The organism is Sphingobium fluviale, assembly GCF_004122115.1.
Taxonomy (GTDB): domain Bacteria; phylum Pseudomonadota; class Alphaproteobacteria; order Sphingomonadales; family Sphingomonadaceae; genus Sphingobium; species Sphingobium fluviale.
The window spans coordinates 38,758-58,629 of record NZ_SBKP01000003.1; the positions used below are offsets into that span (position 1 = coordinate 38,758).

The following is a 19,872-nucleotide window of genomic DNA, read 5'->3' on the forward strand; positions in this document are numbered from 1 at the left end:
GATCAGTCTTTATCAGGGGTATGCGCCCGCGCCGGAGGGTGGAGTCGCAGCCGGGTGACGCGGCGGCTATCGGCCGCGATGACCTCCAGCCGCCAGCCGCTTTCGGGGTGCAGAACGATTTCGCCTATGGCTGGCACTTGCCCCGCGATGATGAAGGCGAGGCCGCCCAGCGTATCGATATCCTCCTCCACATTGGCGAGGCGCGGGTCGATCCGCTCGGCCACATCCTCCAGCTCGGTGCGCGCGTCGGCCTCCCACAGGCCGTCATCGAGCGCGACGAGCATTTCCTCTGGCGCGTCGTCATGCTCGTCCTCTACATCGCCGACGATTTCCTCGACCAGATCCTCAAAGGTCAGCAGCCCCTCGGTGCCGGAATATTCATCGAGCACGATGGCGAGGTGGGTGCGCTTGGCGCGCATTTCGACCAGCAGATCGAGCACGCCCATGCTCTCGGGCACATAGAGTGGCTGGCGGATCAGCGGCTCCAGCGTCTTGGGCGGAGCCTCGCCACCCGCCAGGATACCGAAGGCGTCGCGGATGTGGATCATGCCGACGATGGTGTCGAGCGTCTCGCGATAGACGGGGATGCGGCTGTGCCCGGCCTCGGTGAACAGCGCGACAAGATCTGCAAAGCTCGCGCTTTCCTCTATCGCGATGATGTCTGCGCGCGGCACGGCGACATCATCGACCGTATGTTCGCTGAAATGCAGGAGGTTGCGGAGCATCTGCCGCTCCAGCGGGGAAAGATCGCCCTTGACGCGCTGGCCCGGCTCTTCGCCAGCCTCCTCGTCATATTCGTCGATCGCTTCTTCCAGCTCGCGCCGCAGTGTGTGATCGGAATCATTGCCGAACAGCAGGGACTTGATGCCCCGCCATATACTTCCGCCTTCGCCGGCGGAACCGCCGCTACTGTCCGCTTCCTTGGTGCCGGACGGGCTATCGTCAGCCATGATACTATGAGTCCCCTGTATTCACGGAATATGGATCAGCGATGCCGAGGCTGGCAAGTGCGCGCACCTCTATCGCTTCCATCTCGTCCGCTTCATGCTCTTCCATATGGTCATAGCCGAGCAAATGCAAAGCCCCATGCACGATGAGATGGCTGGCGTGGTCTGTAAAGGCGATGGTTTTCTCTTCTGCCTCGCGCGCGCACGTCTCCCGCGCCAGCACGATATCGCCCAGCAAAACCTCGCCGTCATCACTGTTGGAGAGGGTTTCGAGCAGATCCTGCTGCACCATCGGGAAGGACAGGACGTTGGTCGGCGCGTCCTTGTGCCGATAGGCGGCGTTGAGGGATTGCACCTCGGCGTCGTCGGTCAGGCGGATGGATAGTTCTACACAGACTGTGGCGTTGCGCAGCTCGTCATGCGGGGTCTGCGCGAAGGCCGCCCGCACGGCGCGCTGCGCCAGCGCGGGCCAGTCTACCTCGGCAGGCCAGCCTTCCTCGCCCGAAAGCGCCACGTCAAGCATCAGGCGTCCGGCCCCTCATAGGCCTGCACGATCCGCCCGACAATCGGGTGGCGCACGACATCGGCCACGCCAAAGTGCACGACCGATATCCCCTCGACACCTTCCAGACGTTCCACCGCATCGGCAAGGCCTGAGCCGCCCGCCATCGGCAGCAGATCGACCTGCTTTGGATCGCCGCATACGACCATGCGGCTACCCTCGCCAAAGCGGGTGAGAAACATCTTCATCTGCGCCTTGGTGGTGTTCTGCGCTTCGTCGAGGATGATGAAGGCGTTGGCCAGCGTGCGCCCGCGCATGAAGGCCAGAGGCGCAATCTCGATCTCGCCGGATGCGATGCGCCGCTCCACCTGCTCGGCGGGGAGGGTGTCATAGAGCGCGTCATAGAGCGGGCGAAGATAGGGGTCGACCTTCTCCTTCATGTCGCCCGGCAAAAAGCCCAGCCGCTCGCCCGCCTCGACAGCGGGGCGGGAGAGGATGAGGCGGTCGACCGAGCCGGTGATGAGCTGGCTCACCGCCTGCGCCACCGCGACATAGGTCTTGCCTGTGCCCGCCGGGCCAAGCGCGAAGATGACGTCCTTGCGCGCCAGCTCCTCCATATAGCGGGTCTGGGTCGCGCTGCGTGGCACGATCGTCTTCTTGCGCGTGCGGATCATGATGCTGGGCGGCTGCGCGACATCGTGGCGGATGATGCCGTCCAGCGTCGGCTCGGCAGACATGGCGATCACCGCCTCGACCGCGCCGGGGTCTATCTCTTGCCCCTTGGCAACGCGGTTATACAGGCCCATCAACACATCGCGCGCCCGCGCCGTCGCTTCTGCATCGCCCTCGATCTGAACCTTGTTGCCGCGCGCGCCGATATAGACGCCGAGGCGATTTTCGATGGCGACGAGGTTCTGGTCATATTGGCCGAACACCTGCCCCAGCAGATGCGGCTTATCGAATTGAATATCCAGACGGGCGCGATCGCCGGGTTCGGCAGGGGCGTGTTTCTTGGGCATCAGCGAGCGGTCCGGTGGGTCAAGCAGCTTTCCTCCTTACAACTTCCCCGGCGAGGCTGTTTGGCCCGGCAGAGACGATATCAACCTCGATCATGTCGCCGATCCGTGATCCTTCCGCGACCACATGCACCGATTGCAGCCAGGGCGATTTGCCGACGAGTTGCCCCGGCTTGCGGCCCGGCTTCTCGATCAGCACGGAGCATCGCTTGCCGACAGTGGCCTGATTGAAGGCGAGCTGATCGGCTATGATCTGCGCCTGAAGCTGCTTCAGCCGCGCATCCATGATTTCTGGCGCGATCTGATCGGTCATGTCGGCGGCGGGGGTGCCGGGGCGGGGACTATATTTGAAGCTGAAGGCATAGGCATAGCCCACCTCGCGGATGAGGTGCATGGTCGCCTCGAAATCTTGCTCGCTCTCGCCGGGGAAGCCGACGATGAAATCGCCGGACAGCGCTATGTCCGGCCGCACCGCGCGCACCTTGTCGAGCAGGCGCAGATAGCTGTCGCGTGTGTGGCTGCGGTTCATGGCTTTCAATATCGGGTCGGACCCGGACTGCACCGGCAGGTGCAAATAGGGCATCAGCTTTTCCACATCGCCATGCGCGGCGATGAGGCCGTCGGCCATGTCGTTGGGGTGGCTGGTGGTATAGCGGATGCGCGCCAAGCCATCGATCTTGTCCAGCGCGCGGATAAGGTCATGCAGGCCGCGCCCGGCGTCATCGACCCAGGCGTTCACATTCTGGCCCAGCAGCGTGATCTCCTTAACCCCGCCATCGACCAGCGCCTTCGCCTCGTCAAGGATCGCGTCCCAAGGGCGGCTGATTTCCGCGCCGCGCGTATAGGGCACCACGCAATAGGTGCAGAACTTGTCGCACCCTTCCTGCACCGTGAGGAAGGCGGTGGGGCGAGGCTGCTTGGCGCGGCCGGGAAGCGCGCCGAATTTGGAGGCGGCGGGCATATCGGTATCGAGCGCCTCTTCGCCACGCATAGCTTTGCCGACCAGCTCCGGCAGCCGGTGATAGGCCTGTGGCCCCACAACAATATCGACCATCTTGGTGCGCCGGGTAATCTCCGGCCCCTCGGCCTGCGCGACGCAGCCCGCCACCGCGATCATCGGGCGGGTGCCATCCTCGCGCCGCAGGCGACCAATGTCGGAATAGACCTTTTCCGCCGCCTTCTCGCGGATGTGGCAGGTGTTGAGCACCACCATATCGGCGCTTAACCCTTCCTCAACCGCGGTCATGCCCTCCGCGCCGAGCATCTCCGCCATGCGCTCGCCGTCATAGACGTTCATCTGGCAGCCGAAGGATTTGACGTGGAAGGTGCGGGGAGGATTCTTGGCGGTGGGGCGAGTCATTGGCCCAGCTATACAGGGGCTGATGGAGACAAGAAAGCGGTTAGGCGCAGGATGCTAATTCTTCCTGTCAAACGCAACGCCATACAGCTCCATCCGGTGATCGACGAGGCGGAAGCCCAGCTTTTCGGCGATCTGGCGCTGGAGCTGTTCCAGCTCTGGATCGACGAACTCGATCACGTTGCCGGTTTCGACATCGATCAGATGGTCGTGATGCGCTTCAGGCGCCGCTTCATAGCGCGCGCGCCCGTCGCCAAAGTCGTGCCGCTCCAATATGCCCGCTTCCTCGAACAAACGCACGGTGCGATAGACGGTCGCGATCGAGATGCCGGGATCAATTGCCGAGGAGCGCTCGTGCAGCTTCTCGACATCCGGGTGATCTTCCGCATCAGACAGCACGCGCGCAATGATGCGCCGCTGTTCGGTGATTCGCAGGCCTTTCTCGGCGCATAGCGCCTCTATGTCTATTTTACGCGGCATGAAGCTGGACCGTTCTCGGCGTTACAGGTTTCACGCCAATGTAGACTGTCCACGCAAAATGAAAAGGGAGCAGGGTGATTTTGTCACCCGCTCCCCATTTGCCCGTTGAAACGAGACAGATTATTTGGTGCGCTTTGCGCCGCGCGATTTTCCGAGGCCGATTTTTTTGGCAAGGGTGCGGCGCTGATCGGCATAATTGGGCGCGACCATCGGATAATCATTGGGCAGGCCCCACTTGGCGCGATAATCATCCGGGGTCATCTGATAATGCGTCATCAGGTGGCGCTTCAGCATCTTGAGCTTTTTGCCGTCTTCAAGGCAGATAATGTAATCCGGCTTGATCGAGGCGCGCACGGAGACAGCCGGTTCAGGCTTTATTTCCGGCGCAGGAGCAGGATTCTCAAGCGATGCGAGAGCAGAATGAACATTCTGAATAAGTTGCGGCAGATCAGAAACAGCGACGCTGTTGTTCGATACGTGCGCGGCAACGATATCCGAGGTCAGGGTGATTAACATTTCACTTTTTGCGGCGGAATCGTCCATAAAATTTCTCCTTATATCTTTATGCGGCCCATTATTGACAGGTTACGAAGTCCTGTCTGTCAGGTCGGCATATAGGATGAACACGGCTCATGGCAACAGTTACTTGCTGCTATAACGACAGTTTGAAACTAAGGGCATCATAGTAAGTTCCATCGCTACCCTTATAATAGGACGGGCGACTGTGAACATGTTCAAATCCCGCTCTTTGATAGAAATTCACAGCCCGATTATTTTCCCGCACTTCGATATGCAACACGATGACCTTAGATTTTCGTGCCTTTATGATACAGTTTTTCAGTAGTGCGTCCCCAATGCCACGGTTGCACCATCGGGGGTCCACGGCGATCAGCAATAACTCCGCTTCATCAGAGACAAAGCGCATCAGCGCAAAACCCAGAGTGGCCTGATCGAGCTGCGCGAGCGAGAGCGTTACGCCGGGCAGGCTCATAAACCCGGCGAGTTGTGACGCTGTCCATGCCTCGCCATAAAGGGGATCAAAAGCGGCATTCATCACCGCCATGGCGCTGGCCTCGGCGCGATGATCGGGGCGATCGAAATCGCGGATCGTCAACATCTCGCCCAGTGGCGCGGCCATATCAGGCGTCTCCGGTAGCTGCGGCGGGCAGAGCGGCGTCCGCGCCCCGGCCATAGCTCGCGGTCGCGCCCTCTGCCACTGTACTTAAGGGCAGCAGCAGCGCGGCGCGCGCATCGGGGTAGAGCAGCCGCCCCTCGCCATATCCGCGCGCGGAGACGAGCGCCTGCGCGCCGGTGCCAAAGATGAGCGGCGCGTCAGTCATGGCCGCAAGGTCGGCAATCGGAACGGAGGCTGGAGGCGCCAGCGGAGCGAGGCTGTCACGGTCAAACTGCTGCCAGAACAGCTCGCCATGCCCGCCTGTGATCGCGATGGAGAGGGGGGTGCCATTTGCCTCAACCTCGCGTGCCAGCGCTGCCAGCAGGGCAAGACTGGAATAGCTTTTGAGGTCCGCTCCCCACGCAAAGGCAAGCGCCCGCGCCGCTGCCAGCCCCACGCGGATGCCGGTGAAGCTGCCCGGCCCGGCATCGACCCAGATGGCCTGCGCCCGGCCGCCATCGGGCAAAGTAGCGATGGCGGGGACAAGTTTTTCGGCATGTCCGCGTCCGGCGATTTCATGATGATGACTGATCAGCGCGCCATCCTCGAACAGTGCGACGGACAGCGCCTCGCTCGCCGTATCGATTACCAGATGCCGTGTGCCGCTGCTCATTCCTCAGCGCGCTTAGCGGCTTACCGCAGCGCCCGCAACGGGCTTCAGACGGCGAGGACTTCCGTTACTTCCGGCACATAATGCTTCAATAGCTGCTCTATGCCGTTTTTGAGCGTTGCGGTGGAGGAGGGGCAGCCGGAACAGGCGCCCTGCATCTTGAGATAGACCTTGCCCTTGTCGAACCCGCGATAGACGATATCGCCACCGTCGTTGGCGACGGCGGGGCGTACGCGGGTGTCGATCAGCTCGCGGATTTGCTCGACGATCTCTGCGTCCGCCGGATCATCGGCGAAGCCTTGCTCCGCATCATCGGCGGGAACGCTGATGCCTGCGGCCGTGCCCGCGCGAAACAGCGGCATATCCCCAGAAAAATGATCGAGCAGGATCGAAAGCACATCGGGCTTGGTCGCGGCCCAGTCTCCGCCCGGCGCGATGGTGACGGAGATGAAATCCGAACCGAAGAACACGCCGGTCACGTCGCTCAAGGTGAACAGGGCTTCGGCCAGCGGCGAGGCTTCGGCTTCCTCCGCATCGGCAAAGTCCCGCGTGCCCGCCGGCATCACCTTGCGGCCGGGCAGGAACTTGAGCGTAGCGGGGTTCGGGGTCTTTTCGGTTTCTATGAGCATGAACGCGATGTGGCGATTATGCCTCAGTGATTCAAGCGAAAATGCCTTGGCAGGCGAATAGGCTTGCTTTGTTGGAGCCGCATCGCCATATGCCGCCCTGCGCGACAACCGGGCCACATGGCCTATATTGCGATTGGCGGCGTGAACGCTCCGGCCTTTTTTGAGGCGACGGAACCGGCCAATACCTCGCGCAAGCTTATTGAGGCTTCCCAATTCACGCGGGTCGTTTCGGACACCCGCCTAGCGTGTGCGCCCTGTGGAGGCGCGCGTGCGCTACGCTCAATATTGTGAGTATATACTATGGAATTCAAGGACTTTGGCCTAGCAGAGCCGATCATGAAGGCGCTTGCCGCCAAGGATTATTCTGTTCCCACCCCGATCCAGCAACAGGCAATGCCGATTGTGCTCTCCGGCAAGGATCTGTGCGGCATCGCCCAGACCGGCACCGGCAAGACGGCCGCTTTCGCGCTGCCGACGCTGGACCGCCTGTCGCGCGTGGCGAAGCACACGCCGCCGCTCACCTGCCGCGTGCTGGTGCTTTCCCCCACGCGCGAGCTGGCCGCGCAGATCGGCCAGAGCTTTCGCGATTATGGCCGCTTCATGCGCCTGAATGTCGCCACCGTCTTTGGCGGCGTGCCGATCCACAAGCAGATCCGGCAGCTAAGCCAAGGCGTGGATGTGCTGGTGGCGACGCCGGGCCGGCTGCTCGACATCATCTCGCAGAAGGCGTTCCACCTGAAAGGCGTTGAAGTGCTGGTGTTGGATGAAGCAGACCAGATGATGGACATGGGCTTCATCCACCCGGTCAAGCAGATCGTGTCATTCGTGCCCAAGGAACGGCAGACCCTGTTCTTCTCGGCCACGATGCCCAAGGAAATCGCGGCGCTGGCGAAGCAGTTCCTCAACGATCCGGCCACGGTCTCCGTCACCCCGCCCGCCACCACGGCGGAACGGATCGTGCAGCGCGCCTATTTCGTCAATCAGGGCGAGAAGCAGGCGCTGCTCACCCACCTGCTGCGCACCGAAGACATTGACCGCGCGCTCATCTTTACCCGCACCAAATATGGCGCGGACAAGGTGGTGCGCGCGCTCGCCGGAGCGGGCATCCCCTCGCTCGCTATCCACGGAGACAAGTCGCAGGGCCAGCGCACGGCGGCGCTGCAGGCGTTTCGCGCCGGGCAAGTAAAGCTGCTGGTCGCGACGGATATCGCCGCGCGCGGCATCGACGTGTCGGGCCTCAGTCATGTCATCAACTTCGAGATTCCCAACAACCCGGATCAATATGTCCACCGCATCGGCCGCACCGCGCGCGCAGGGGCAGAGGGCATCGCGATCAGCCTCGTGGCAGATGACGAGAGGTCTTACCTTAAGGCCATCGAGCGGCTGACGCGGACGCAAAGCGAGGTGATGCCGCTGCCCGCCGGTATGGCGGAGCTGGTCCGCAACCTGCCCAAGCCCGCGCCACGCAAGCCGGCGGACGCCCGCCCGCCGCGCCCGCAACAGGTGCGCGAGAAGCAGCCGCGCCAGCATCGCGAACGGGGCGAGCAGGGCGATGGCGCCCGGCCATTCCGCCCGCGCCGCAGGAAGAGCGTTGGCGCCTATAAGGGCGCGGTGCAACGGGTAGGGTAAACATCTGATGTAAATCCGAAAGTGCCCATCGGGCCAAATTTCGGAGAATATTGTCAGTAGCGGTTCAGTAATTCGCCGCTATGACGGGAGGCGATGACCCATCGCTTCCCGCCGCGCGCCCTTATTCTTACCCTTGCGGCGCTATCGCTGATCGCGGGGCAGGGCGATGTGTTCGCCCGCGCTCCCGCCAAGCCCGCAAAGGCTCAGCCGGTTGCCGCAACGCCCGTTGCCGCGCGTCCGTGGCTATATGAAAACAGCGATGTCCCGGTTGATGCCGCCTGGCGGTTTGGCACGTTGCCCAACGGCCTGCGCTATGCGGTGCGCCGAAATAGCGTGCCGCCGGGCCTGCTCTCCATCCGTGTGCGCGTCGATGCCGGATCGCTGCACGAAAAGCCGGAGGAATCCGGCTATGCGCATTTCATCGAGCATCTGACCTTTCGCGGATCCAAATTCGTGCCGGATGGCGAATCAAAGCGGATCTGGCAGCGATTAGGCGTCACCTTCGGGTCAGACAGCAACGCCCAGACCACGCCCACGGCGACCACCTATGCGCTCGATCTGCCCGATGCGTCGGTGCAAGGGCTGGAGGAAAGCGTCAAGATCCTCGCCGGGATGATGAGCGATCCCAATATCGTCCCCGCCGCTGTCGAGGCAGAGCGGGCGGTGGTGCTGGCCGAGATGCGCGAGCGCGAAGGCGCAACATCGCGTGCGCAGGACGCCGCCCGTGCGCTGTTCTTCGCCGGGCAGCCGCTCGGCGCCCATGCCCCTATCGGCACGGTGCAGAGCCTCAGGGCCGCTTCCGCCGAAACGCTGCGCGCCTTTCATGAGCGCTGGTATCGGCCGGAGAATGTCGTGATCGCCGTTTCGGGCGATGCGGACCCGAAGGCGATCGAGGCACTGATCCTCAAGCATTTTTCGGGCTGGAAGAGCGAGGGGCCAACCGTCCCCGCGCCCGATTTCGGCAAGCCCGACCCTGCCGCCCCCGCGAGCGCCGTGGTGGTGCAGCCGGGTACGCATACCTCTGTCTCGCTGGCGTGGTTGCGGGCGTGGACCGCCAAGGCGGACACCATCGTCTATAATCAGCGCAAGCTGGCGGACAGCGTGGCGATCCAGATGATCAACCGGCGGCTGGAGGAAGCAGCCCGCCGCCCCGGCTCTGCCTTTTTGCAGGCGAGCATCGATGTGGATGACACCAGCCGCTCTGCCAATGGCACCTATATCAGCATCATTCCATCGGCCGAGGGCTGGGAAGCGGCCTTGCGAGAGGTTCGCGCCATTGTGGAGGACGCCAAGGCCTCCGCCCCCAGCAACGAAGAGATAGAGCGCGAATACAGGGCGTTTGAAACCAGCCTTGCCATCGATGTCGAAAATCAGGACACGGAGGCCAGCGCGACACAGGCCGGGAACCTGACGATGGCGGTGGACATCCGCGAGACGATCGTCAGCCCGCAGGTGGCGCTCGATATCTATCGCTCTGCCCGCCCGGTCATGACGCCGGAGTTTATGCTGGATGCCACACGGCGGATGTTCAGCGGTGATGCCATGCGCGCGCTGCTGGTGCTGCCTCAGGAGGAACCAGATGCGCAAGGCCGCCTGGATGCGGCGATGCAGGGGCCGGTAGTCGCGGCGCAGGGCGTACGCATTACCGGCAAGGTCGTCACTATGGCCGATCTGCCTGCCCTGCCGCCAGCGGGCATTGCGGTCTCCCGCACCCCTGTCGGCGCGCTGGGCATGGAGTTTGTCACCTTTGCCAATGGCGTGCGGATGACGCTGTTCGCCAATGAAGGCGAGAAGGGCAAGGTGCGCGTCAATGTCCGCTTCGGCCATGGCCTGCTCGATCTGTCGCACAAAAGAGCGCAGCCGGGCTGGGCGGCGGGCTATGTGCTGGGCGCGAACGGCATCGGATCGCTCGGCCAGCGTGAGCTGGATGAGCTGACCAACGCCCGCAGGCTGGGTTTCGACTTTGGCATAGACGAGGAGGCCTTCGAGCTGTCCGCGCTTACGCGCCCGGCGGACTATCGGGATCAGCTCCGGTTGTTCGCGGCCAAGCTCTATGCGCCCGGCTGGGACCCTGCACCGGTGGAGCGCGTGAAGGCGGGGATGCTCGCCGCTTATGACAGCGCCTCTGCTACGCCCGGCGGGGTGATGGGGCGCGAGCTGGGCTGGCTGTTGCGCAAGAAGGATGCGCGCTATCGCACCCCCGACAGGGCGGAGATTGCAGCACTGACGCCGGATGCCTTCCGCACCTTCTGGGAGCCGATTCTGGCTTCCGGGCCGATAGAGGTGCAGATTTTCGGTGATGTGAAGGCTGATGAGGCGATCGACGCGGTGGCGCAGACTTTTGGCGCGTTGCCCGCGAGGGCGGAGCGGCCGGTGAAGCGCGCTGCGCGCAAGGCCCGCTTCCCGCGTCATAATGCAAAGCCGCTCATGCTCACGCACACAGGCGATGCAGATCAGGCCGCCGCCGTCATCGCATGGCCCACCGGCGCAGGACTCGCCAACGCGCGTGAGGGGCGGCAGCTGGAGATATTGGCGCAAATCATCAACGACCGCCTGTTCGAGCGGCTGCGCGCGGCGGAGGGCGTCGCCTATTCGCCCGGCGCGCAGGCGGACTGGCCGTTGGGCTTTGACCGGGGGCGCGGCTATATCCTCGCGATGAGCCAGCTAAAGCCGGGCAGCACCGACTATTTCTTCACGTTGGTGCGTGAAATCGCGGCGGACCTCGCTGCCCGGCCGGTGAGCGCGGACGAGCTGCAACGCGTGCTCGCGCCGATGCGGCAGTTGCTCTCGCGCGCCAGCACCGGCAACGCCTATTGGATGGACCAGATGGAGGGCGCGGCGTTCGACCGCCGCTATGTCGCGGCGATGACCAGCCTGCCGCGCGATCTTCTCAGCGTCTCGCCAGAGCAACTGCGCGCGCTCGCCGCGAAATATCTGGTGGACAAAAAGAGCTATTCGGTCGTGGTGCTGCCCCAAGGGAAGTGATGCTTTATTCTTCGTCACCCTGAACTTGTTTCAGGGTTCATTCCTCCATTCGAGCAATGGTTCGATAGGCGCTATGGATGCTGAGACGAGTTCAGCATGACGAAATTCCTCTCCACAGTCCTACAAAATATATTTGCTCAGGTCCGTATTGCGCGAGATGCTCGCCAGCTGCGTGTCGACATAGGCTTCATCGATAACCAACGTCTCGCCTGCGCGGTCCTCCGCGTCGAAGCTCACATCTTCCAGCAACTTTTCCATCACGGTCTGGAGCCTGCGCGCGCCGATATTCTCAACGCTTTCGTTCACTTCCGCCGCGATGCGCGCCACCGCGCGGATGCCGCTTGTCGTGAGGTCAATCGTCACACCCTCTGTGGCGAGCAGCGCCTTATATTGCTCGGCCAGTGACGCCTTGGTATCCGAGAGGATCGCCACGAAATCCGCCTCGGTCAATCCTTTCAGCTCGACGCGGATCGGCAGTCGGCCCTGCAATTCGGGCAGCAGATCGCTCGGCTTCGCAACATGAAACGCGCCGGATGCGATGAAGAGGATATGGTCGGTCTTCAGCGGACCATATTTGGTCGAAACGGTCGTGCCCTCGATGAGCGGCAACAGATCGCGCTGCACACCCTCGCGGCTGACCGATCCGCCGCGCACATCAGACACGGCGATCTTGTCGACCTCATCCAGAAACACGATGCCGTTCTGCTCGGCCTGAGCCAGCGCCACGCGATTGAGGTCGTCAGTGTCGAGGCGCTTGTCCTGCTCTTCCTCGACCAGCTTGTCCCACGCATCGGCCACGCGCAGCTTGCGCCGCTTCTTTTGCTGCTGGCCGAACGCCTTGCCCATCATGTCGGAGAGGTTGATCATGCCGATCTGCCCGCCCATGCCGGGGATCTCCAGCGGCATGGAGGGCGCATCCGCCACCTCTATCTCCACCTCCGCGTCATTCATCTGGCCGGATTCGATGCGGTCTCGATAGGCGAGGCGCGTCGCCTGGCTCGCTTCCTTGCCGGTGAGCGCGTCGAGCAGCCGCTCCATCGCCGCCTCGGACGCGGCATGGCGCACGGATTCGCGCCGCCGGTCCCGCTCCAGCCGCACGGCTTCCTCGACGAGATCGCGCACGATCTGCTCGACATCGCGGCCCACATAGCCGACTTCGGTGAACTTGGTCGCCTCCACCTTGACGAATGGCGCGTCCGCCAGCCTGGCAAGGCGGCGCGAAATCTCGGTCTTGCCGCAGCCGGTGGGGCCGATCATCAGGATGTTCTTGGGCGTCACCTCATCCCGCAGTTCGGGGCTGAGCTGTTGCCGGCGCCAGCGGTTCCTGAGCGCGACGGCGACCGCGTGCTTGGCGTCCTTCTGGCCGATGATGTGCTCGTCAAGCGCGGCGACAATCGCCTTGGGGGTGAGGGCAGGGTTCATTGGGTAAATCTCTCGGCGTAAAATCTGTGTCAGGCTGCGCTATCCAGCGCCTCCAGCGTGATGCTCTCGTTGGTGTAGACGCATAGCTCCGCCGCGATCTTCATCGCCTTGCGCGCCAGTGTCTCGGCATCATTTTCATAGTCCATCAGCGCCCGCGCGGCAGAGAGCGCGAAATTCCCGCCGGACCCGATAGCGGCAATGCCGTCCACTGGCTCCAGCACATCGCCATTGCCGGTGAGGATCAGCGTCACGTCCTTGTCCGCCACCGCCATCATCGCCTCAAGATTGCGCAGATATTTATCGGTGCGCCAGTCCTTCGCCAGCTCCACCGCCGCGCGCATCAGCTGGCCGTTGTGGCGATCGAGCTTGGCCTCCAGCCGCTCGAACAGGGTGAAGGCGTCTGCCGTCGCGCCCGCGAACCCACCGATGACCGATCCGTCATGCAGGCGGCGCACCTTCTTGGCGTTGGGCTTCATGATCGTCGGCCCCATGCTGACCTGCCCGTCGCCCACGACGACGACCCGGCCATTTTTGCGCACGGAGAGGATGGTGGTGCCGTGCCATTGCGGCATGCCGGCGGATGAGGAAGATGCGTTCATGCTCCGCCATATGGGCTGAAGCACGCGCGTGTTCAAGATTGCGTCAACACGGACTGCGCGCGGCTTGACAGCCGCTCCGGCCAATGCCAATGCGCTGCTTCCCTTTCCGGGGCGCGTAGCTCAGTGGTAGAGCACACCCTTCACACGGGTGGGGTCGTAGGTTCAATCCCTACCGCGCCCACCATTTCCCCTGCTGGGAAGATGGGATCGGGTCACTCCGTCCATTATGGCAGCAGGAGTGAGCGATCCACGCCAGTCTGATAATGCTAGCGTGCCGTGCAACGATGCTTTTGTGCGGCTGAGTGGTTTCGGCGCCTGGTGGTGATTGGTCCTGCGTCAGTGCATCCGGTTTACCGCGAAGCGGGCGAGATCGCGCAGCGGCATGGCCTTGGGGCCGAAGGCGTCCAGCGCTTCGTGGCATGCGTCTTCCAGGGTGCTGACCTGATGGGCCGCGCCATCGAGGCCGAGCAGCATTGCGGCGTTCTTGCGCCCGCCCGCCGCGTCTTTCTGAAGCGCCTTGCCTACAATAGCCGCGTCGCCGATGCTGTCGAGAATGTCATCGCGGATCTGGAATACAAGGCCGAGATTTTCGGCAAAACGCAGCAGGTTTTCCTGTTCGTGCGCGCTGCATGTGCCCAGCATGGACCCCGCCTCCACCGCAAAGCGGATGAGCGCCGCAGTCTTGCGGGACTGGCACTCGAAAACGTCTTGAGGGGTGGGCCGGGATGGGGGGTAGAGGTCCATCATTTGCCCGCCCGCTAGGCCATCCTGCCCAACTGCGCGAGCGAGCGACAACACCAGACGCGCCCGTAGAGCGCCGTTCGGGTGAGTGGCCTCATCCGCCAAAATCTCGAAGGCGAGCGCCAGCAGCGCATCACCAGCCAGCACCGCTGTCGCCTCGTCGAACTTGCGGTGCAGCGTGGGCCTGCCCCGGCGCATGTCGTCATCATCCATACAGGGCAGGTCATCATGCACCAGCGACTGCGCGTGGACACACTCTATCGCCGCACCGATCCTCAGCGCATGGGCATAGGAACCGCCAACGAGATCGGCCACGGCAGCCACCAGCAGCGCGCGAAACCTTTTGCCAGCGCCGGTAACGGCATAGCGCATCGCTTCTGCCAGCCGCCGGTTGCGGCCTCCATCCTGTCCGATCGCCTCGTTGAGTGCCACGTCAAGATCTGTGCGCAGGCGGGAAAGCCGGTCTTCCAGCGTGCCTGACAGGGCGGGGGAATGAAGGGGTTCGAGTGACACCGGGCGAAAGCGCACCCGCTCCGGCGCGCCCTCCGTCTCTTCCAGAGCAAACCCCTGCTGCATCAGCGCGTCGCATATGCCGCGCACCGCCGGTTCGGGCGTGGAAGCGGCGGCGGTCAGGCCGATGATGCGCGCATGGGTGATAGCTTCGTGCGGAATATCCGTGGCGTTTGTGACCAAGTACGCCTGTGGGCATCCCGCCGCCTGCGCAACCTCGACCAGACGACGCGCATTGGAAGACATGGTGTCGCCCACCACCAGAACCAGATCGGCCTGCATCGCGATGGCCGTGATCGCCTTTTGCCGGTTGGTGGTGGCATAGCAGATATCGCTGGCGCGCGGCGCGGCAAGATCGGGAAAGCGCGCCTTGATGGCCGCGATTATTGCCTCCGCATCATTTACCGCGAAGGTTGTCTGCACCGCATAGGCGATAGCGGTGTTGGGAGCGAGGTCCAGCATGTCTAGGTCGGATGGGTGCGCGATCACGGAAATGGCGCCCGCCGGCAACTGGCCCAGAGTGCCAACAATTTCGGGGTGCCCCTGATGCCCGATCAACAGAACATGCCGCCCGGCGCGATACCAGCCTTCCACCTCGGCATGGACCTTGGCCACCAGCGGGCAGATGGCGTCCACCACGCGCAAATTACGGTTGAGCGCAGCGTGCTTCACCGCACGGGCGCTGCCATGCGCCGACAGGATCGTCATCGCGCCGGGTGGAATGGAGTCCACTTCCTGCACAAACACCGCCCCCAATCCCTCCAGCCGGTTTACGACCTCCTGATTGTGAACGATAGCGCGGCGCACATAGACGGGAGCGCCATGTTGCTCCAGCGCGCGTTCTACCGCATCGATCGCGCGCTCGACCCCGGCGCAGAACCCGCGCGGATTGGCGAGCAGCACCCGCCTTTCGGCCTGAGTGTCCATGCGTGTGCTTTTCACAGTCAAACCTCTGGCATGCTCCATGTCCTGCGCCTACCATGCACCGGGCCGATCAGACGGAATAGCCGCACCTTGGGACAGGTTGTGCGCCTCTCCGCGCAGATTATGCGCTACAATTGAAGCTGTGTTTCACGAAAGAGTGCCGATCATCATGCCCAAGCCAAAGTCAGCCGTTGTCATCGGTTCCGGGTTTGGCGGTCTGGCGCTCGCGATCAGGCTCCAGAGCGCAGGCATAGCCACTACGGTGCTCGAAGCGCGGGATCGGCCCGGCGGGCGCGCCTATGTCTGGAAAGAGGCGGGCTATACCTTCGATGCCGGGCCTACGGTGATTACAGACCCCGCATGCCTTGAGGAGCTTTGGGCGCTATCGGGCAACCGGATGGCGGACGATGTCACGCTACTGCCTGTTCAGCCCTTCTATCGCCTGCTGTGGAATGACGGCACAGAGTTTGATTACTCCAATAACGATGCCCAGCTTGCGTCCGAAATCGGGAAGCTGGACCCTGCGGACGTCGCCGGATACGCCCGGTTCCTCGAATATTCCGGGGCGGTGTATGAAGAGGGCTATGTCAAGCTCGGCGCCGTACCTTTCCTGAGCTTTTCCAGCATGATCAAGGCGGCGCCAGCATTGGCGAAGCATCAGGCATGGCGCTCGGTCTATTCGATGGTGTCCAGCTTCGTGCGCAACGAGAAGCTGCGGCAGGCGCTGTCGTTTCATACGCTGCTGGTCGGCGGCAACCCGATGAACACCAGCAGCATCTACACCCTTATCCACGCGCTGGAGAAGCAGGGCGGCGTCTGGTTCGCCAAGGGCGGCACCAATGCGCTGGTGAGCGGTATGGTCGCGCTGTTCGAGCGGCTGGGCGGTACGCTGTTGCTGGGCGAGGCGGCGACGCGGATCACATGGTCCGGTAATCAGGTTACGTCAGTCGTCACCTCGGCGGGGCGGACGCTCAACGCAGACATGATCGCCAGCAATGGTGATCTGGTGCACAGCTATGGCCTGATCGATGGATCACCTTATGCCGCGGGCAAGGTGCGCGCATTAAAGCGCAAGCGTTTCTCGCCGAGCCTGTTTGTCGTGCACTTCGGGTTGAAGGGCACATTCCCCGATATCGCGCACCACAGCATATTGTTTTCATATCGCTATGGCCCGTTGCTCAATGACATCTACAAGAACGGCACGTTGCCGCCAGACCCGTCGCTTTATCTCCACAACCCCTGCGCTACTGACCCGGACATGGCGCCGGAAGGCAAATCCGCCTTCTATGCGCTCGCCCCGGTGCCGCATATGGGCCGCGCGCCGGTGGACTGGGCGCAAGAAGGGCCGCGCTATCGCGAGGTGGTGCTGAACAGAATTCGCGATCTGCTGATCCCCGATCTGCACGAGCGGCTGGACCATTGCTTTCACTATACGCCGCAGGATTTCGCCGATGATCTGGGCGCGCATCTCGGCAGCGCCTTCAGCCTGGAGCCGGTGCTGACCCAGAGCGCGTGGTTTCGTGGCCACAATCGCGACGATCATTTCGGCAATCTCTATTTCGTCGGCGCGGGCACGCATCCGGGCGCGGGGATACCGGGCGTGGTGGGCAGCGCCAAGGCAACTGCGCGCCTTATGGTATGATCCGGCCCGATCCGCTATAGATAACCCTTATGCAGACAACCGCCCTTATCCTGATCTTCCTCGCCACGCTCGCGGCGATGGAACTGTTTGCCTATGCCATGCACCGCTGGGTCATGCACGGGCCGGGCTGGTTCCTGCACGCCAGCCACCACCGCGTACGCACTGGCCCGTTCGAGTGGAACGATCTTTACGCCGTCATTTTTGCTGTACCGTCCATCGTGATGATTTATCTGGGGGTGCGCGGCGGCTGGGGTGGCTGGGCGACGGCTGTGGGCGCAGGCATCGCGGGTTATGGCATGATCTATTTCGGCTTTCACGACTGGATCGTGCACCAGCGCCTGCCACACCGCATCGTGCCGCGCTCGCGCTATTTCAAGCGGATAGTGCAGGCGCACCGGCTGCACCACGCAGTCGAGAGCAAGCGCGGCACGGTGAGCTTCGGCTTTCTCTATGCCCCGCCGGTCGAGGCGCTGAAAGCGGCGTTGAAGCACTCAGCCGAAGCGCGGCTGCGGGGGCCGGCGGCCTAACCGGGCCGCGTCCAGAGGCCAGTGCGTGGCGCATAGGTCGGTGCGAAGGGCGCTCGCATCAGCGCGCCAGCAAACAACCCCAGCTTGGCGGCGGCGCCAGTGCGCACCCGCTCTTCCCATGCGCTTTCCCCCCGCCGCACCACCCGCTCGCCGATCGCGCCATAGATCGCGTCCGCCGCCAGCACGGCGAGGCGGGAGCGCGGGGCAAGATGCGCCGCGCCGATCCGCGCCGATGCGCGATAGGGGCGGGACAGTTCCACCAGCCGTTGCGCCATCCGCGCCAGCTTGGGCCTGTGATCGGGCAGGGGAATGTCCGCCTCGGCCAGTCCCTCCGCCTTCAGCCATTGCACCGGCAGATAACAGCGCCCGGCCAGCGCATCGGGCACGATATCGCGCGCGATATTGGCGAGCTGAAACGCCAGCCCCAGATCGGATGCGCGATCGAGCACCTCCCGCTCGGCCGGATCAACGCCCATCACCACCGCCATCATGCAGCCCACGCTGCCCGCGACATGATAGCAATAGCGCAGCAGATCATCCTCGCTCTCTGGCCGCCAGTCTGCCGCATCGAGCGCGAACCCGGCGATATGATCGTCGATGAAGGCGCCGGGCATGTGCGTTTCACTCGCCACCAGACGCAGCGCGGCAAACGGCGCGGGTACAGGCGCGTCGCTGTTAAGCGCGGCATCGGTCAGCGCCACGAGCCGGGCATGAGCCGCTTGCGCATCTTCCTGCACCGCCGCAGCAGCGCCGCCCAGCTCCTGCCCATCGGTCATGTCATCCGCCGCGCGGCACCAGGCATAGAGCAGCCATGCCCGCTCGCGCGTCATCGGCGCGAACAGCCTGCTCGCCGCAGCAAAGCTCTGTGATCCGCGCGCGATGCTCTGATAGGCGGCCTGCACCAGCGCGGCGCGCTCGGCTTGCGTCATGCGCTGCTTCCGCCCAACAGCGCGCGTACAGCTGCGGGTATCGAGACCGGCGGCTTGCCGGTGAGGATGGCGAGCTTGTCAGATGCGGTAAGCGCGCCCGCGTAAAATCGGCCGATTCGTTCCGGCGAGAGGCGATAGAAATGCGCGAAGATGCGGTGGCGCTCTTCCGGCTTGGCGGCATGAAACAGCATCCGGTTCAGCAGCCGGAAATAGCCGCTCTCCCGCCAGTGCGCCATGAAGCGCGCCCGTGTCCACCGCGCCAGCTGTGCACTATCGAGCAGGCCGGGCAGGGCAGACAGCTCCTCCGCCAGCCGCAGCGCCAGCCCAAAGGAATAGCCGGTCGTCGCATGGAAGAACCCGCCGCGCAGGCCCAGCCGCGCTATCGGTTCGTTTTCCGGCCAAAACAGATCGGGATCGCCGCCGATCAGGATCGGCAGCACGCCCGTCTCCTGCCGCAGTTCCGCGCCCAATAGCCCGCGCTCCCGCGCCAGCGCCCGTACGCGATCCGCCACTTGCCCCACATCCAGATCGGGCGTGTCGCTATAGTACGTGTCTTCCACCAGCACCGTCTCGGCGCTCAGCGGCAACACATAAACGAAGCGATAACCGTCGATCTGTGGCAGCCGCGCGTCCATCACGGTGGCGCAGTCCGGCTCCGGCGCGCGCGCCGCGAACTCGATGCCGACGAACTTCTGCCAGCCCAGCTCCAGCCCCGGCATCGGCCCGTCCGGCCCGCGCGCATCGATCACCGCCCGCGCTGCAATGCGTTCGCCGGTGGCAAGCGTCACGGCGTCAGGCTCTATCCGCGCCACCTGTGCGCCCAGCCGATAAGCCGCTTTCGGCAGCCGCGCCCGCACCAGCGCATCGAGCGCCGCCGCGTTGGTGGCGTTATAGGCCATGGGCAGCACGCGCTCTCGCCCCTCGAACGCCACGCGGTGGCGCGGCCAGCGGACAGGGGTGAGCGCTTCCACCAGATCGTGCGCGCCATGCGGCACATCGCTGTCGAAGAAGGACCAGACATGATTGCCGCCAAAGCCTGTCCCGCCCTCGATCAGCACTAGTGGAACATCCGGCCGCCGCTCGGCCAGCCGCAGCGCCGCAAGCGCACCCGCCAGCCCGCCGCCGACAATCACCAGAGGAAGCCCGTGCGTCATGATGCGGTCTTATCCGCTGCCAGTCACCAAACCAAGCAGCAAGACATGCACTTTGGGGAGGGAGGGAAATTTCGCCTGCGTACACGCGCTATTTC

General features: G+C 63.6%; 18 protein-coding genes and 1 tRNA gene. 5 read left to right on the forward strand and 14 right to left on the reverse strand.

Annotated elements, in window-relative coordinates; genetic code table 11:
* Positions 1-2: 2 nt before the first annotated feature.
* The 9 genes from EQG66_RS04335 to EQG66_RS04375 all read right to left on the reverse strand — a co-directional run bounded on the left by EQG66_RS04335 (position 3) and on the right by EQG66_RS04375 (position 6,715).
* A complete protein-coding gene (locus EQG66_RS04335; protein ID WP_129403324.1) occupies positions 3-950 on the reverse strand; it encodes a hemolysin family protein in 948 nt (315 codons plus the stop codon).
* Positions 951-954: 4 nt separating this feature from the next.
* Entirely contained in the window at positions 955-1,470 is a 516-nt protein-coding gene (gene ybeY / locus EQG66_RS04340) for an rRNA maturation RNase YbeY (RefSeq protein WP_129403325.1), read from the reverse strand.
* A complete protein-coding gene (locus tag EQG66_RS04345) occupies positions 1,470-2,468 on the reverse strand; it encodes a PhoH family protein (protein ID WP_129403326.1) in 999 nt (332 codons plus the stop codon). Before EQG66_RS04345 ends, ybeY begins: the two co-directional genes overlap by 1 nt.
* Before the next feature lie 19 nt (positions 2,469-2,487).
* Positions 2,488-3,825, reverse strand: coding sequence for a tRNA (N6-isopentenyl adenosine(37)-C2)-methylthiotransferase MiaB (gene miaB, locus EQG66_RS04350; protein WP_129403327.1), 1,338 nt, complete (start codon positions 3,823-3,825; stop codon positions 2,488-2,490).
* A 54-nt stretch (positions 3,826-3,879) separates the two neighbouring features.
* Complete coding sequence (locus EQG66_RS04355) at positions 3,880-4,302, reverse strand: Fur family transcriptional regulator (protein ID WP_129403328.1); 423 nt, start codon at positions 4,300-4,302, stop codon at positions 3,880-3,882.
* Positions 4,303-4,422: 120 nt separating this feature from the next.
* Positions 4,423-4,845, reverse strand: coding sequence for a Ros/MucR family transcriptional regulator (locus EQG66_RS04360; RefSeq protein WP_129403329.1), 423 nt, complete (start codon positions 4,843-4,845; stop codon positions 4,423-4,425).
* A gap of 109 nt (positions 4,846-4,954) precedes the next feature.
* The gene (locus EQG66_RS04365) at positions 4,955-5,440 is read right to left on the reverse strand and encodes a GNAT family N-acetyltransferase (protein ID WP_245987859.1); all 486 of its coding nucleotides are present in this window, start codon (positions 5,438-5,440) and stop codon (positions 4,955-4,957) included.
* A 1-nt stretch (position 5,441) separates the two neighbouring features.
* Complete coding sequence (gene tsaB / locus EQG66_RS04370) at positions 5,442-6,089, reverse strand: tRNA (adenosine(37)-N6)-threonylcarbamoyltransferase complex dimerization subunit type 1 TsaB (protein WP_129403330.1); 648 nt, start codon at positions 6,087-6,089, stop codon at positions 5,442-5,444.
* Positions 6,090-6,133: 44 nt separating this feature from the next.
* Positions 6,134-6,715, reverse strand: coding sequence for a NifU family protein (locus EQG66_RS04375; RefSeq protein ID WP_129403331.1), 582 nt, complete (start codon positions 6,713-6,715; stop codon positions 6,134-6,136).
* A gap of 300 nt (positions 6,716-7,015) precedes the next feature.
* Between EQG66_RS04375 and EQG66_RS04380 the strand changes: the two genes are divergently transcribed.
* Entirely contained in the window at positions 7,016-8,344 is a 1,329-nt protein-coding gene (locus EQG66_RS04380) for a DEAD/DEAH box helicase (RefSeq protein WP_129403332.1), read from the forward strand.
* Between the two features lie 93 nt (positions 8,345-8,437).
* The gene (locus tag EQG66_RS04385) at positions 8,438-11,329 is read left to right on the forward strand and encodes a M16 family metallopeptidase (protein ID WP_129403333.1); all 2,892 of its coding nucleotides are present in this window, start codon (positions 8,438-8,440) and stop codon (positions 11,327-11,329) included.
* Between the two features lie 120 nt (positions 11,330-11,449).
* On the opposite strand, the gene hslU is transcribed toward EQG66_RS04385, so the two are convergent.
* Together hslU and hslV are read right to left on the reverse strand one after the other, a co-directional pair.
* Positions 11,450-12,751, reverse strand: coding sequence for an ATP-dependent protease ATPase subunit HslU (gene hslU, locus EQG66_RS04390; RefSeq protein WP_129403334.1), 1,302 nt, complete (start codon positions 12,749-12,751; stop codon positions 11,450-11,452).
* 29 nt (positions 12,752-12,780) lie between these two features.
* Entirely contained in the window at positions 12,781-13,323 is a 543-nt protein-coding gene (gene hslV, locus EQG66_RS04395) for an ATP-dependent protease subunit HslV (protein ID WP_181951783.1), read from the reverse strand.
* 136 nt (positions 13,324-13,459) lie between these two features.
* Here hslV and EQG66_RS04400 point away from each other — a divergent pair.
* Positions 13,460-13,534 (forward strand) — tRNA-Val (locus EQG66_RS04400).
* Between the two features lie 152 nt (positions 13,535-13,686).
* Here the strand turns inward: EQG66_RS04400 and ispH are convergent.
* The gene (ispH, locus tag EQG66_RS15520) at positions 13,687-15,528 is read right to left on the reverse strand and encodes a 4-hydroxy-3-methylbut-2-enyl diphosphate reductase (protein ID WP_129403336.1); all 1,842 of its coding nucleotides are present in this window, start codon (positions 15,526-15,528) and stop codon (positions 13,687-13,689) included.
* A gap of 166 nt (positions 15,529-15,694) precedes the next feature.
* On the opposite strand from ispH, the gene EQG66_RS04410 reads away from it, so the two are divergent.
* Positions 15,695-17,167, forward strand: coding sequence for a phytoene desaturase (locus EQG66_RS04410; RefSeq protein ID WP_129403337.1), 1,473 nt, complete (start codon positions 15,695-15,697; stop codon positions 17,165-17,167).
* 29 nt (positions 17,168-17,196) lie between these two features.
* Positions 17,197-17,694 (forward strand): sterol desaturase family protein, encoded by a 498-nt coding sequence (locus tag EQG66_RS04415; protein ID WP_129403338.1) that lies wholly within the window; start codon positions 17,197-17,199, stop codon positions 17,692-17,694.
* On the opposite strand, the gene EQG66_RS04420 is transcribed toward EQG66_RS04415, so the two are convergent.
* Positions 17,691-18,623: a phytoene/squalene synthase family protein gene (locus tag EQG66_RS04420; protein ID WP_129403339.1), complete on the reverse strand. Its 933-nt coding sequence runs from the start codon at positions 18,621-18,623 to the stop codon at positions 17,691-17,693. The two genes, EQG66_RS04415 and EQG66_RS04420, sit on opposite strands and share 4 nt — an antisense overlap.
* Positions 18,620-19,777 carry a lycopene beta-cyclase CrtY gene (gene crtY, locus EQG66_RS04425; protein ID WP_129403340.1) on the reverse strand — a complete coding sequence of 386 codons (1,158 nt, stop codon included), beginning with the start codon at positions 19,775-19,777 and terminating at the stop codon, positions 18,620-18,622. The genes EQG66_RS04420 and crtY overlap by 4 nt, the downstream gene beginning before the upstream one ends.
* Positions 19,778-19,872 lie beyond the last annotated feature (95 nt).